This is a genomic window from Prevotella communis, from assembly GCF_022024115.1.
Classification (GTDB): Bacteria; Bacteroidota; Bacteroidia; order Bacteroidales; family Bacteroidaceae; genus Prevotella; species Prevotella communis.
On record NZ_CP091792.1, the window covers coordinates 207,427 to 221,892 of the forward strand.

General features: G+C 36.8%; 15 protein-coding genes. All 15 read left to right on the forward strand.

Going from position 1 to position 14,466, the window contains the following annotated elements; all coding sequences use genetic code 11:
• Positions 1-3: 3 nt before the first annotated feature.
• Entirely contained in the window at positions 4-1,776 is a 1,773-nt protein-coding gene (locus L6468_RS00775; protein WP_237794288.1) for an AIPR family protein, read from the forward strand.
• A gap of 289 nt (positions 1,777-2,065) precedes the next feature.
• The gene (locus L6468_RS00780; protein ID WP_237794290.1) at positions 2,066-2,236 is read left to right on the forward strand and encodes a hypothetical protein; all 171 of its coding nucleotides are present in this window, start codon (positions 2,066-2,068) and stop codon (positions 2,234-2,236) included.
• Positions 2,237-2,341: 105 nt separating this feature from the next.
• On the forward strand, positions 2,342-2,800 hold the full coding sequence (locus L6468_RS00785; protein WP_237794292.1) for a four helix bundle protein: 459 nt from the start codon (positions 2,342-2,344) through the stop codon (positions 2,798-2,800).
• 507 nt (positions 2,801-3,307) lie between these two features.
• Entirely contained in the window at positions 3,308-3,457 is a 150-nt protein-coding gene (locus L6468_RS14780) for a four helix bundle protein (protein ID WP_431356697.1), read from the forward strand.
• 118 nt (positions 3,458-3,575) lie between these two features.
• The gene (locus L6468_RS00790; RefSeq protein WP_237794294.1) at positions 3,576-4,916 is read left to right on the forward strand and encodes a Gfo/Idh/MocA family oxidoreductase; all 1,341 of its coding nucleotides are present in this window, start codon (positions 3,576-3,578) and stop codon (positions 4,914-4,916) included.
• Positions 4,916-5,656, forward strand: coding sequence for an SDR family NAD(P)-dependent oxidoreductase (locus L6468_RS00795; RefSeq protein WP_237796622.1), 741 nt, complete (start codon positions 4,916-4,918; stop codon positions 5,654-5,656). The genes L6468_RS00790 and L6468_RS00795 overlap by 1 nt, the downstream gene beginning before the upstream one ends.
• 57 nt (positions 5,657-5,713) lie before the next feature.
• On the forward strand, positions 5,714-6,520 hold the full coding sequence (locus L6468_RS00800) for a LicD family protein (RefSeq protein ID WP_237794296.1): 807 nt from the start codon (positions 5,714-5,716) through the stop codon (positions 6,518-6,520).
• An 11-nt stretch (positions 6,521-6,531) separates the two neighbouring features.
• Positions 6,532-7,323: a hypothetical protein gene (locus L6468_RS00805; RefSeq protein WP_237794298.1), complete on the forward strand. Its 792-nt coding sequence runs from the start codon at positions 6,532-6,534 to the stop codon at positions 7,321-7,323.
• Positions 7,323-8,216 (forward strand): glycosyltransferase family 2 protein, encoded by an 894-nt coding sequence (locus tag L6468_RS00810; RefSeq protein WP_255779408.1) that lies wholly within the window; start codon positions 7,323-7,325, stop codon positions 8,214-8,216. Before L6468_RS00805 ends, L6468_RS00810 begins: the two co-directional genes overlap by 1 nt.
• Before the next feature lie 19 nt (positions 8,217-8,235).
• A complete protein-coding gene (locus L6468_RS00815) occupies positions 8,236-9,237 on the forward strand; it encodes an acyltransferase family protein (RefSeq protein ID WP_237794301.1) in 1,002 nt (333 codons plus the stop codon).
• Between the two features lie 33 nt (positions 9,238-9,270).
• Positions 9,271-10,356, forward strand: coding sequence for a glycosyltransferase family 4 protein (locus L6468_RS00820; RefSeq protein WP_237794303.1), 1,086 nt, complete (start codon positions 9,271-9,273; stop codon positions 10,354-10,356).
• A 43-nt stretch (positions 10,357-10,399) separates the two neighbouring features.
• Positions 10,400-10,858 carry an acyltransferase gene (locus L6468_RS00825; RefSeq protein WP_237794305.1) on the forward strand — a complete coding sequence of 153 codons (459 nt, stop codon included), beginning with the start codon at positions 10,400-10,402 and terminating at the stop codon, positions 10,856-10,858.
• A 45-nt stretch (positions 10,859-10,903) separates the two neighbouring features.
• The gene (locus L6468_RS00830) at positions 10,904-12,028 is read left to right on the forward strand and encodes a DegT/DnrJ/EryC1/StrS family aminotransferase (protein ID WP_237794307.1); all 1,125 of its coding nucleotides are present in this window, start codon (positions 10,904-10,906) and stop codon (positions 12,026-12,028) included.
• Between the two features lie 131 nt (positions 12,029-12,159).
• Entirely contained in the window at positions 12,160-13,275 is a 1,116-nt protein-coding gene (locus L6468_RS00835) for an O-antigen ligase family protein (protein WP_237794309.1), read from the forward strand.
• The gene (locus tag L6468_RS00840) at positions 13,276-14,463 is read left to right on the forward strand and encodes a glycosyltransferase (RefSeq protein ID WP_237794311.1); all 1,188 of its coding nucleotides are present in this window, start codon (positions 13,276-13,278) and stop codon (positions 14,461-14,463) included.
• Positions 14,464-14,466 lie beyond the last annotated feature (3 nt).

Genomic DNA, 14,466 nt, shown 5'->3' on the forward strand with positions numbered 1-14,466 from the left:
ACGATGAAGAAGGAGATGGAGAATAGAATTGTTAAGAGTTATCTTGATAATTATCTGAGCAATTTTGGTATCGAGGAAAAGAATGAGACAACTGCATTTGAGCATTTTTCTAACTATTGCATTTTGTCTCATATTAACCCGGATGCGTATGCTTCTGATAAATTCTTTTACCAAGATGCCCATACGGGAGAGGGTGGCGATAAGGCAATTGACGGTATTATGATTATGGTGAATGACATTGCGGTCACTTCGCTTGAACAATTTAATTCCGTTATAGGCACTTCGCGCTCGTTTAGTGTAAAATTTGTCTTTGTTCAAGCAAAAACCAGTTCCTCATTCGAGACTCACGAAGTCCTAAAAATAGGTTCTGGCGTGAAATCCTTTTTTCAGAAAGAGAAACTGAATGCCAATCCTAAAGTTTTGCGGTACAAGGAAATCTCAGATGCTATATTTGAGAAGAGCATGCGCTTTGCCTCTAGACCAGAGTGTTATATTTACTATGTAACCATTGGTACGTGGATGGACGATGCCAATGTAAAGGAAGCGATAGAAGATGTTGAGAAACAGCTTCGTGACCTTAATTATTTTACGAATCTGAAGTTCTTTCCGATAGATGCTGACCGTATTTCAACCATCTACAGGGAACTTAACAACACCATTTCGCGAGAAATTATCATTTCAAAGAATGTAGCATTCCCGGCAGATATTCAAGGAATAAAAGAGGCGTATCTTGGACTTGTCCAGATGAAAGAATATATGAAACTAGTCACCGACGAAGACGGAGTACTTCAGGCGGGCCTGTTCTATGAGAATGTGCGTGGATTCTTGGGAGAGAACCCTGTTAATAATGAAATCCGTGAGACTCTTGAACGAGCAGAATCTATTCAGTTTCCTATTCTGAACAATGGTATCACCATAGTGACAAAGTCACTCCGTCTATCAGGAGAGAAGTTTGCTTTGACGGACTTTCAAATAGTCAATGGTTGCCAGACTACCAATGTGCTCTATCAGTGTCGTGATAAGGTATCACCTAATTTGATGATTCCTGTTAAGATTATTAGCACCGACGATAGCGAACTGATAAATAGGGTTATCCGCTCAACGAACCGTCAGACACAGGTACTTGATGAGGCATTCGAGTCTTTGAAAGAGTTTCATAAGAAATTGCAGCAATATTATGATACCTATACAGGTCCGCACCGTATCTATTATGAGCGTCGAACACATGAGTACGATTCAGAGGGAGGCATTAAGAAGAGTAATATTGTAACTTTGCCCATACAGCTTTATTCCGTTATGAGCATGTTCTATGGCGAGCCCCATAGCGTACATCGCTATTATGGAGAGTTACTACGGGCTAATGCTAGCAAAGTGTTCCAAGATGGACATCAACTGAGCCTTTACTATGCTAGCGCCTGGATGCTGCATCAGATAGAGTTCGCAATGCGCCGGAATGAGATAAAAATGGAGTGGAAAGCCTACCGCTACCACTTGTTGTATCTTATTCAGATTTATATGCGCACGCTAAAGAGGATGAATAAACTTCCATGGCTAAACTCTCATGATATGGATAGGCTTGCCAAAGCTATTATCCAGGTTGCAAATGACCAGAAAGCCTTAGGTGCATTGTTACGCTATCTAACAGAAATCCTGACAGAGGCAATAAATGAGGCACCTGCAGCGTGGTCAAAAGATGGCAATGCCTTGATACGTATCAAAGATTTTACATTTGATATAGAGGCTCGATTGTTAGCAAAGATGAATTCAAACAAATAGAATTTGCGGCAAGGAGCCGCAAGGGTTTTACGCACAACCAGCGTTCTTAATGGCGATGTGGAGTTAAAATCTTCCGCATAGTTGAAGAATTGCCAGTTAGGCCAGATAGTCAAGCTCAAATAATTTCTGGTCGCAGACTGTAAGATTTTGAATCAGATTTTTGTAGGATTTCTTCGACGAGCGAAGCGAGTAGAACTCGATTACTCGCATAGCGCCCCAAGTATAATTGACGAAAAGAGTGCTAGCTGCATTTCAAGAAATGATAATGGAGGTTTATCCAAATTTCAATGTGCAAAAGAATGAAACTCTTGTTGAGGTTAAAGGGCAAGCTCAGCAGAAGATGGTCAAGGACAGTCTTGAGCGTGCCTTCAACGAGTTGCACGCAGGCAAGGTACGTAAGGATGCCCGTAAGCTCTTCATCTCTCCACAGTCTGGCTCAACAGAACGAGACACCGAATGAGTAGCAGCGACCTCCCTCACGCTTTAGCGCGAGGCTATCCGTTCCATCCGTACCATCAGTGTTCACCTTCAGCCTTCAGCCATCATACATCAGACATAATCGAGCATGAGTGAGATTAGTGACGCAATACAATCTAAATGCCTCGCCTTTGGCGACCGCATAATCAAACTGAATGATTACCTTCTCAAAGAGGCTGCAAATGCCAAGCCTACTTACAAGCTAGTTAAAGGCAAACGGGTGTATGAGAAGACTGTTCCAGTCTATTTACAGTCGATATCAGCCCTATGCAATCAACTGTTGAGAGCTGGCACCTCAATCGGTGCAAACAACGCTGAAGCATGTAATGCTATTAGTAAAGCGGACTTCAAATCTAAAAGTTTCATTGCGCTAAAAGAAGCAAGGGAATCTTTATACTGGATAGACTTGCTACATCGTAACGATTATCTGGACGATAAACAATACAAAAGCATATACAACGATGCTGAAGAACTTGTTAAGATACTAGTTACAAGGTGTAAGAAATTAAATCAAGAAACATTAAATAAAGAAGATGAAGAAGAGTAGAGTAGTTGGGATTGTAGTGGGCGTTGGAATTTCTTCCCTCTTCCTTCTTACGTCTTCCATCAATATTCTCTTCCATCTTCCCTCTTCCTTCTTCCATCTTCTCGGTTAATCCCGGCTGGATTTTCATCCGATGCCCTTTCTTGGAGTTCCAGAATCCAACTTCCAATCACGAAAATACTGAAGGAGGCGATAACGAAAAAAGGATAATAATTAGAAATACTGCCTCGAGGCAGATATATAAAAAATCGTTACGAGGAGGGGAAGTGCTCACTTTTCTCATAAATAATAAGGTTCAATAAGGTGACCCTCTCCTCCTTTATACAAGAAAATCATGAGTAGCATAGCAGATGCAATCCAATCACAAGGCTGCGATTAAGTGAGTGTAATGTGAACTTGTTCATACATTGCCGAGCGTGAGCAGTCTCGACCGAAGGTCAAATGTATGGCATTTAGCGATAGTTATAATAAACTAAATGATTATCTCCTCAAAGAGTCTATTGGATTGACCTGCTACATCGAAATGGCTACATAGACGATAAACAATACCAGAGCATCTACAGCGATTGCGAAGAATTAGTTAAGATTCTTGTCACTCGTTGTAAGAGAATTAATGAAGAAATAGAAAAGAATAAAAATTGGGCTGAGAGAAATGAATGAGTTGTATGAATCTTAATATTAATTCTTACATCTGAGATCATAATCTCTTTCATAAATAAGGTTTCCCAGTTCTGATAACCCTACCTCTTTTTTTACATTACTTCAAAGTGTTTCAATAATGACTAAAGTTATCACATACGGAACGTATGACTTACTTCATCAGGGTCACATCAATTTGTTAAGACGGGCTAAGGAGTTAGGTGACTACCTCATAGTTGGAGTTACCAGTGATAGTTTTGACCGTGGGCGTGGGAAACTAAATGTCCGTAATAATGTTCTTGAACGCGTTGAGGCTGTAAAAGCCACTGGATATGCAGACGAGGTGATTATTGAAGATTACCTTGGACAGAAGATTGATGATATTCAGAAATATGATGTTGACATATTTGCTATAGGTAGTGATTGGATCGGGAAGTTTGACTACCTGAATGAGTATTGCAAGGTGGTGTATCTTCCTCGAACAGAAGGAATATCTTCTACTATGCTCCGAGCGGAAAGCCAGGATACATATAAGATTGGTGTCATCGGTAGTGGAAGAATTGCCAACCGTTTTGTGCCTGAAACAAAAGTTGTTAATGGCGCAGAGGTGGTTGCAGTACTAAACCCTATAGCAGAAGAGGCACTATCTTTTGCCAATTTGTATAATATTGAGGCTTATACTGAATTTGATTCTTTTATTGAGAAGGTTGATATAGTTTATATTGCTTCACCTCATTTGACACACTATGACTACATTAAGCGAAGTTTGATAGCAGGCAAGCATGTATTATGTGAGATACCTTTTACGCTGAACAAAGATGAGGCTCTTGAATTGTATCGTCTGGCTGAAGAAAAGAATCTTGTTCTGATGGAAGCCAGCAAGACGGCTTATTGCCCCGCGTTTGGTCATATTGTAACGCTTATTAAGAGCGGCATTATTGGTGATGTGGTTGATGTTAAAGCATCTCTTAGTAAGATGGTGGAACCTCCAACTCGTGAATTGGATGCTGCTCAGGCAGGTGGCGCAATGACTGAACATGCTCCTCTAACTGTAATGGCAATTATAAAGCTTTTGGGCCTTGGCTGGAAGGATATAGATTTCCATACAAAACGAGAGAATGGAGTTGATATCTACACTAAAGGTGTTATCAACTATCCTCATGCTACTTCATCATTTACTTTGGGCATTGGAGTGAAGACGGAAGGAAATCTTGTGATTTCTGGCACAAAGGGCTATGTATATGTGCCAGCTCCTTGGTGGCTTACCAGTTACTTTGAGGTACGTTATGAAGATCAGACCAAAAACAAAAAATACTTCTATAGCTATGATGGGGAAGGCCTCCGCTATGAAATTCAGGAGTTCCTTTCAATGATTGTGAACGACCGTCGAAGTTGTTACAAGTTACGCAGACGTGAGAGTGTCGCCATAGCTGAAATAATTGAGAAATACCGTAATAGAGAAAACGTAACAGAGATATGATAAAACGAATACTTGTTGTCGGTGGAGCAAATGGCATAGGGTTAAGTATCGCCACTGAGCTTTCTAAACGAACTGAAGTTGAGAGAATCTATATCGTTGATAAAGCACCTTTATTAGAGGAATTCAATCATCCTAAGTTCGAGTCTTTCCAGTTTGATTTAACCAATGAAGATTATTCCTTCTTTGAACGTTTTACTGACATTAATGCCCTTATGATAACGGCTGGGTTTGGAAAGCTTGCGCTTTTTAAGGATGTGCAAGAGAGTTATATTGTGAACTCGTTTAATGTTAATACGATACCGGTCCTTCGATTAGTGCATAAGTTCTATGGAAAGTTGGAAGCACACGAGAACTTCTATTGTGGCGTGATGGTGAGTATAGCTGGCTTTATGTCTTCACCCTTCTTTGCTGTATATGGAGCGACCAAGGCTGCATTGAAGATATTTATAGAAAGCGTTAATGTGGAGTTGAAGAAGAGTGGGGCAACTAATTGTGTTCTCAATGTCAGTCCTGGTTCACTAAAAGGCACCTCATTCACTGCTGGAAAAACAGACTTAAGTGTTACTGCACCTATGGCAAATGCGATCATTGAACGTCTTGAAGCAAAGAAGGACTTATTTATTCCACAGTATGAGGAGATTTTTAAAGGAGTACTTGAACGTTACCACTTGGATTTCAGAGCTGAAGGTATGCATAGTTATGAGTATAAAATTAAGAGTGGACGAATGAATAAACAGTAATGTCGTCCTGTATTGTATTTGTTTTTTTGACAATACTGAATAGTCACTTGTTACATTATGAAGGAGTTATCTTTGAATGAATGCCATGGTAGGCTAATTAAAATAGCTAATCTGTTTCATATTATTTGTGAAAACAATAATATTCCTTATTACATGATAGGGGGTACAATGTTAGGAGCGATTCGCCATAAGGGATTTATTCCCTGGGATGATGACATGGACTTTGGTGTTCCTCGTAAGTATTTTGACTTATTAATTGATGCCCTTGAAAAGGGGATACATAGTCCATACCGTGTTATTTCATATAAAACCGCAAATTATCCTCTAAGCTTCATAAAGATTGAAGATACAAAGACTTGGATAGATGATCCACAAAGACGTGGGCATAATGATTTACGCATAGGTATTAATATTGATATTTTCCCATTGGAAGAATGTAGTTTGGATAGTAATAAGGTAAATCCGTATATAAAAAGAAAACAATTAGATACGCTTTTAATTTCAGCGTATTATCTGTCGTTTGTACATGAGTCATGGCAAACTAGGCTGTTTCATAAAATAGTTCACATTCTTTTTAAAAATAAAAGTGTTGATTATTGGCTAGAACGAGATAGAAAGTTTATTGAGAAAGTCAATAATACTGGTGATGAGGCATATATTAATTTTTTTGGTATTTATTGTGACAGAGGAATCATAAATCGGATTTATTATGGTTCGCCTAAATTATATCAATTTGAAGATTCTTCTTTTTATGGAGTAGAACAATATGATGTCATATTAAAACAAATATATGGTAATTATATGGAGTTACCCCCGGAAAATAAAAGAAGAAATCACTCCAATAAAATTTACGAATTAGATTAAATCATTTAAATATGAATAATAGATATTCAGTTGTCGTTTCGTCTTGTGATAATTACAGTGATTTATGGGCTCCATTTTTTTCTTTGATAAAAAAATATTGGCAAGCCTTTGATTTTCCTGTATACATTTGTACAGAGAGTAAATCATTCACATATGAGGGGTTTGATATCCATTGTCCTCTTAATGTTCCTCAAACGAATACATGGTCTCAGAATCTTATTGATTTGTTAGATCATATTGATAGTGATTACATCATTTTTATGCTTGATGATTTTTGGTTGAAATCTCCAGTGAATGTGAACTTGTTAAACCATTGTATGGAAGTCTTTGAAAATGATAAGAATATGGGCTTCTTGTGTCTTATTCAACAAAAAGCTTCATCTCTTTCAGATAAAAAACAAGATTTTAGAGACGTGGTTCAAGTGCCTAAATCACAATTCTTTCGTATAACCACACAAGCAGGTATATGGCGAAAGAGTTATTTACGCCAAGTATTAAGAAAACATGAGACGGCTTGGCAGTTTGAATGGTTCGGTTCAAAACGTAGTAAAAGATTAGCTTTGCAACCTTATGTAGTTAGCGAGAAAGTTGGCAGTGTTTTTGACTATGATTCAGGTGGCGTTTTATTCAGAGGCGCATATGTAGAGGAGTATATAGGTAATTTTTTAAATAAAGAAGGAATTGTATTATCTAAAGAACGACCTATAGCCCCAAAGGCCCAATTGGAAAACAAAGAGTATAGTAAAAGGCGAAATTTATTCTCTCCTCGGTATATTTATGACTATATTCGTTCAATGATTTAATGTTTCTCATAAGTAAGAAATCAGTGAAGAACTATAAATTTACAATCTTTACACCATGTTTTAATGGCGCAGATACTATAAACCGTGTCTTTTCTTCTATGGAGAAACAGACCTATACTAATTTTGAATGGTTTATAGTTAATGACGGATCTACGGATAATAGTAAAACAACGATTATAGATCTAATTAATAATAGCACTATTAAAGATAAGATCACCTTTATTGATCAAGAAAATTGTGGTAAGCATATCTCTTGGAATAAGGTTGCAGGTCTCGCAGATAGTGATTATTTTATATGTGCAGATTGTGATGATAGTTTTGTTAACATTTCTTTGGAGTTTTTAAACGAGAAAGCGAATTATATAGAGGACCTTAATGATTCAACTATCGTAGGTATTAATGTGTGCACACGTGACCCCAATACTGGGAACATGAAATGTGACCCTTATCCTAAGGATGGTCTAATTTGTGACTATATAGAACTTGAATATAAATATAAGTGCACGGGTGAACATTGGTATATCAATAAGACAAACGAAATAAAGCAAATTGTTTTTCCTAATATTAAAAGTCGGTTTTATCCTGAAAATAGGGTCTGGTTTGCACTTTCTGTTAAAGGACTAAAACAAATTTGCTTCAATGCTTGCTTAAGGGATTACTATTTTAGTCCTAATGGGTTATGCGCGAATAGAGACTGGCAGTGGAGAATTGATATCAAAAAAGCCAAAATGTATTTGCATTATTATGCATGGATGGTATTTGTCCCTGGCCGGAGAATATTTAATATCTCTCCTTTAGCTTTCTTCCGCAGAATAAGGATGCTCATAGTTCAATTTTTCAAATATCTGTTTTTATTAGTTCTAAATGTCTTCACAGCACATACACGTGGATAAATTATATGATATATACATAATGAGGCCAGTATTAATATTAATATTGGTTTTTTACCATGCATTTGCTATTTCGAATGGTGGTTGGGATATTCCCATGGGTTATTCGGGTAATACAGTTTATTCATGGCTGGCAAGTTTCTTTTATGGCTTTATGTTGGAATCTTTTGTTTTTATGTCTGGCTATGTATATTCATTCCAATGTATAAAGCTCAACAAGAACTATACATTTTGGGACTTGATAAAAAAGAAAAGTGTAAGATTATTAGTCCCTTTTGTTGTCTTTGGAATTATATATGTTGTTTTATTTTATGATATTTCTGACGTCAAAAAAACTCTGATTGAAATTTGTTGGGGTGGAATTGGACATCTCTGGTTTCTTCCGATGCTGTTTTGGTGTTTTATTCTTTGCTGGCTATTCCAATATATAAAATTAAATGATGGTGTAAAATTGCTTATTGCTTTTTCCCTTGCTTTAATTAGTTTCGTCCCCCTCCCATTTAGAATGACGTCTTCTTTATATTACTTCTTTTATTTTTATACTGGATTCTTATGCTTTAAGAATCAGACATCTTTCATGGGGAAAATAAATAAGCTAAATGTGATACCCTTATGGATTATTTATGCCATTTTCTTCACATTAGTATTTAAACTAAGAGGGTCTTTAGAATCCATTTACTTGGAGAAATCAGAGTTGATATCTAGGGCCCTTTTGTTGGTGTTGGATAATTTACTCCACATAATGTATTCAATAATTGGCACGCTTTTGTTTTGGCTAACTTGTCTTAAAATATCCAAAAGATTTACAGTTAGTGATTGGTTGATTAGCGTTGGAAGTGGTTGTTTTGGTGTTTACATTTTTCAGCAGTTTATTTTAAAATATATATATTATTATACTGAGGTCCCTCAGTTTATCCCTTCCGTTATTTTGCCGTGGTTCGGTTTTGTGATAGCACTATTGTTCTCATATTTGTTTTCAGTATTGTTACGCAAGAACAAAGTTGGGAGGTTTTTAATCGAATAATGCTAAAAATATTATTTCGTCAAAGAAGCTAAAATGAAAAGAATTGTTTGTTTTACAGAATCTTTGTCAGGTGGAGGTGCAGAGCATCAATTGGCCATATTAGCAAATTTATTAGCTGAAAATGGTTATGAGGTTTCTTTTGTGACATATTCTGATTTACCAGATCATTATCAATTGTCTAACTCAATAAAGCGCATTAACCTAACAGACCGAAAGTCTGCCATTGGTAGATTGTTTTCTGTTTTATTATATTTTCTTCAAGTCAAAACAGACTGTGTTATTAGTTATCGACAAGCATGTAATGCAAGGGTGATTATACCTTTATTGTTCAGGAGTAAGAAGAAAATTAATCTGATTTGCGGCGAACGAAACACTCATTATGGGAAGTCAGATAAATATGAGAAATTTTTATTCGGAGGAGCTTATAAAAGAGCCAACTATATTGTCGCAAATAGCTTCACTCAAAAAGATTATATAAACACAATCCGTCCTAGATGGAGTAATAAAGTATACACGATTATTAATTATACCGATTTAAACAAATATAGTATTGTCAAACTTCCTCCTTATAAAGATTGTTTTAGAATAGGCGTTTTTAGTCGTGTCGGGCTGCAGAAAAACGTAAGGAACTTCATTATCGCAATGAATAACTTGAAGAACGAAACAAGTAAAAAATTTGAAGTTCATTGGTATGGTAATGTAGAAAGCGATTGTCCGTATAAACAATGGGCTGAAGAATATAAAACAGGAGAGTATTTGTTCTTCCATAGTGCTGTTAAAGACACGCGGCTATTCATGGGGCAATTTAATGCTATCTGTCAGCCATCACTATTTGAGGGTTTTTCTAACTCTATTTCTGAAGCAATTTGCTGTGGCATGCCGATGTTGGTTGGGGATGTTAGTGATAATAGTATTATGGTAAAGGACGGCATAAATGGTTACCTATTTAATCCGACGGAGGTTCAAAGTATCGTGTCTTCTTTCTTGAAAATTTTTCTGCTGGATGATAATCAATTGGAGCAATTTGGTAAAGAAAGTAGAGTTATTGCAGAAAGCCTATTTGATAAGGAAGTATTTGTGAGTAGTTACACTAAACTGATAGAAAATGAACCTGTTTAAGGTGTTTCTTTCTTCAAGATTAACAACATAGATTGATAAAATTATGATACATGAGCTAGCTGATTGTAAAAATAGTAACATCCCATCATCTACAAACGTGTGGCAGTTCTGTGTGATATTCCCTGATTGTAAGATAGGAGAGAATTGTAATATCTGTTCCCATTGCCTTATTGAGAACGAAGTAGTGATAGGTAATAATGTTACAGTTAAGTGTGGCGTACAAATCTGGGATGGAATTACACTAGAGGACAACGTAATGATTGGCTCTAATGTGACATTCACCAACGATATGTATCCGCGTTCTAAGAATAAGGATTGGAAGTTATTTAAAACGAGAGTATGTAAAGGCGCAACTATTGGAGCTGGGAGCGTCATTTTGCCTGGAATTACCATAGGTGAGGGCGCTTTTGTGGCCGCTGGTTCTGTGGTTACTAAAGATGTTCCTGCCGGAGAGTTGTGGTTAGGCAACCCCGCAAAGTTTTATAGAAAAGTGAACTTCTAAATCTAGTTTCAAGTTTCAAGATTCAATTATAACAAGAATAACAATATGAATATACCTTTTTTAAGTCTTAAAGACGTAACTGCTCTGCATGGAGCTGAGATTAATGAGGCTGTTAGTCGTGTAGTAAATGGTGGTTGGTATCTCCAAGGAAAAGAAAATGAGCGGTTCGAAGAGAACTACTCCATGTTTATTGGAACAAAGTACACCATTGGTTGCGCCAACGGTCTGGATGCTCTTATCTGGATTTTCCGTGCATACATCGAGATGGGTGTGATGCAGCCTGGTGACGAGGTTATAGTTCCGGCAAACACTTACATTGCCACCATCCTTGCAATCACAGAGAATGGTTTAAAGCCCGTTCTTGTAGAGCCCAAGTTGAACACTTTGGAAATTGATGATGACCTTATTGAAGCAGCTATCACTCCTAAGACCAAGGCTATCGCAATTGTCCACCTTTATGGGCGCAATGCTTATACGGATAAGATTGGTGCTCTTTGCAAGAAGTATAACCTGAAACTGGTTGAGGACAATGCTCAGGCTCATGGTTGCAAGCACACAGATGGACGTGTAACCGGTAGCATTGGTGATGCGGCTGGTCATAGCTTCTATCCAGGTAAGAATCTTGGTGCTCTTGGCGATGGCGGTGCTGTAACAACCAATGATCCAGAGTTGGCTGCTGCTGTACGTGCTTTGGCAAATTATGGTTCACAAAAGAAATATGTCTTCAAATACACGGGTCGCAACAGCCGTCTGGATGAGATTCAGGCAGCTGTGCTGGATGTGAAGTTGAAATATCTGGTGGAAGATAATGCTCATCGTAAAGAGGTTGCTCATTACTATTATGAGCATATCAACAATCCACTAATTACACTTCCTGATTTGCTACCAGATGAGCAGAATGCATACCATTTGTTCCCGATTCTAGTGGCTGAAGGCAATCGTGATGCCCTACATGATTATTTGGAGCAGAATGGTGTGGGTACGGTATGTCACTATCCCATTGCCCCCCATAAGCAGGAGTGCTATGCAAAAGAAGAGTGGAATATACCTCAGTTGAGCCTGCCTATTACTGAGAAGATAGCAGATGAAGAACTGAGCCTCCCTATAGGTTCCGCTATAACAATAGAACAAATTTCTCAGGTTGTACTTTTACTGAATAACTTTATTTAACATTAATGGTTTTCTTTTTCTTCTACTTATTTTCAATACTGGTCTTAGGTTCATATAATGTTGGACCTTACTCGATAAGAGTGTATATGACCGTTATAATGCTGATTGTTTTATTATGTAAAAGAATCAGTATGGGAAAAGCGGGGGTTGTTTTCCCAATGCCGAAAAAAGTAGTTTATTCTTACGCAATTTTCGTGATTATTACAGCTTTAACACTCTTTCTCAATGGAGAATATGGAGCGTATGATTTCACGAAGATGTTTCTATCATATTATTTGAACTGTTTCATTACATTCTTTGCTTTTGAATACTATATTAATGATCAAAAGCAGTTGAAAGCTGTAATATATTTTCTTTTAGCACTTATTATCGTAGATGGTGTCGTTACCGTATTGCAGCATATAGGGAATCCTATCGGGAAAGCTATTGCAATGGTAATAACTACGGTTTCAGATGAGGTTTCTGACATCTCAAGTGATGGTAACTATGATATTAATCAGTTATTTGGTGCATCGTTACCCATTGGTATTTTCGGCCGTGTCTTTACTAATGCTAATTGCTTGGCAACAATAGGAATAATGTCAATGGCATATATGTTCACTAAGGTTAAGAGAATCGAAAAGTTGGGCTTGATAGGTTGTCTATTTTTTTGTTTTTTTTCTTGTTTTGTGACACAAGAACGCACTGCTTTTGCTGTTTTTCTCCTTACCGCTGCCTATCTATTCTTTAAAGAGAAAAATAATAAAAAGATTTTATTTTTTGCTGTTTTAGCCATTTTAATATTCGTTGTATATTATTTACCTGATTTGTTATTAAGTGATAAGTTGGGTAGAATTAGTAATACAAACTTTAAGGAGGACGATAGAATGGTTATTTGGGCGATGGCTGTTGAATTTCTTAAGCAAAATTTGTTATTGGGCGGGCCTGTGTCTTATAGTAAAATGACAGATATTGCTCCTCATAATTTCTTTTTGCTAGCATTTATTAATAGTGGCCTTGTTGGAGGTATTGTTGCTATCTACATATATATTTATATGATTTGGATTTCTCTAAATTTCTTTTTGTCAAAAAGAATGGGTACTGTTCGTACATTAGCAGGATCTGTTTTAATCTATTCTGCTATATGTCTATTTCATAATGCATCGATTGTAACTGGTGATACTTTGATTTTCATTTTATTCCCCATTTTCTTGAAAGCGAGTCTTATATTAAAGGCTGATTCAAGAGTAATAGTAAAGCGATTTTAGATGAAGCATAATTTGTATATTTTTTCGGCTGTCTATCCGTATAATATCATGGGTGATTGTTTCTTAGAGGATGAATTAGAATATATTAGTAGATACTTTGACAGCATTATTATTATTCCATACACTTGGGAAACGGATTCAAAAAAAGGTATTCCTGATAATTATTCAGTTTTGCCTCCTATTCTAAGTAATAAATTTTCGTTTATTTTAAAGGGGATCTTTTCATTTACTGGCTTCAAGCTGCTGTTCCCTGAGTTATTTAACTTGAAAGTTTTTACCAGTAGAAAGAGATTGATTACCTGGATTAAAGCCTACTCTTTTATGAATAATCTTTGTCATAGAAATGATATAATGGGAATAGGCGATAATCTATCGAAGAATGATGTATGCTATTTCTATTGGGGGAAATGGAGTAATCTTCTGAGCGTGTTGTGGAAAGGAAAAACAAACATTGTTTCAAGATTTCACGGAGAGTGGGATTTATGGGAAGAATCAAGTGGAGGATGCGTCCCCTTAAGAAGCCAGGTGGCCGATAGTTTAGATATAGCTGTATTTATATCAAAGAAGGGGGAGAAATATTTCAAGGAACGTTACCGAACAAAACGTACAGTACATGCGCCTTTGGGGAGCAGAGATTTTGGCGTTTCTGAAAAAAGTACAGATGGGATTATACGAATTCTTTCTTGTTCTTCAATCTATCCCTTGAAAAGGGTCTCTATGATCTATGATTGTGTGAATCGATTTGCAGCCTCTCATGAAGTGTTATGGACCCATATAGGTGGCGGGGAAGACGAACTTACATTAAAAGAACGGATAAAGAATACAGCAAATAGTAATCTGAAGGCTACCATTACAGGAATTAAGCCTCACGACTATGTTGTTGATTATTATCAACATAATCAGGTGGATGTATTCATTAATCTAAGCACATCAGAAGGAATTCCGGTATCAATCATGGAAGCTATTTCTTGTGGAATCCCGGTTGTGGCTACTAATGTTGGTGGTAATAGCGAAATCGTAACAGATGAAACTGGGGTTCTTGTTAGCGATAACCCATCTATTGAAGAAGTTTGTAAGGCTATAGAAATAGTATTAAGCCATAATTACGATACTCGTTCTTTTTGGAATTCAAACTACAATGCCGATGTCAATTATTCAAGGTTTGCATTAGAATTGAATAATTTGTAAAAA

What these genes read in the sequence shown, in the direction of transcription:
- L6468_RS00810 (WP_255779408.1), top strand. Translation starts at nt 7,323, where the DNA reads ATGTTTCTCATAAGTAAGAAATCAGTGAAGAACTATAAATTTACAATC.
- L6468_RS00775 (WP_237794288.1), top strand. Translation starts at nt 4, where the DNA reads ATGAAGAAGGAGATGGAGAATAGAATTGTTAAGAGTTATCTTGATAAT.
- L6468_RS00785 (WP_237794292.1), top strand. Translation starts at nt 2,342, where the DNA reads ATGAGTGAGATTAGTGACGCAATACAATCTAAATGCCTCGCCTTTGGC.
- L6468_RS00805 (WP_237794298.1), top strand. Translation starts at nt 6,532, where the DNA reads ATGAATAATAGATATTCAGTTGTCGTTTCGTCTTGTGATAATTACAGT.
- L6468_RS00800 (WP_237794296.1), top strand. Translation starts at nt 5,714, where the DNA reads ATGAAGGAGTTATCTTTGAATGAATGCCATGGTAGGCTAATTAAAATA.
- L6468_RS00825 (WP_237794305.1), top strand. Translation starts at nt 10,400, where the DNA reads ATGATACATGAGCTAGCTGATTGTAAAAATAGTAACATCCCATCATCT.
- L6468_RS00840 (WP_237794311.1), top strand. Translation starts at nt 13,276, where the DNA reads ATGAAGCATAATTTGTATATTTTTTCGGCTGTCTATCCGTATAATATC.
- L6468_RS00815 (WP_237794301.1), top strand. Translation starts at nt 8,236, where the DNA reads ATGAGGCCAGTATTAATATTAATATTGGTTTTTTACCATGCATTTGCT.
- L6468_RS00830 (WP_237794307.1), top strand. Translation starts at nt 10,904, where the DNA reads ATGAATATACCTTTTTTAAGTCTTAAAGACGTAACTGCTCTGCATGGA.
- L6468_RS00835 (WP_237794309.1), top strand. Translation starts at nt 12,160, where the DNA reads ATGGGAAAAGCGGGGGTTGTTTTCCCAATGCCGAAAAAAGTAGTTTAT.
- L6468_RS00820 (WP_237794303.1), top strand. Translation starts at nt 9,271, where the DNA reads ATGAAAAGAATTGTTTGTTTTACAGAATCTTTGTCAGGTGGAGGTGCA.
- L6468_RS00790 (WP_237794294.1), top strand. Translation starts at nt 3,576, where the DNA reads ATGACTAAAGTTATCACATACGGAACGTATGACTTACTTCATCAGGGT.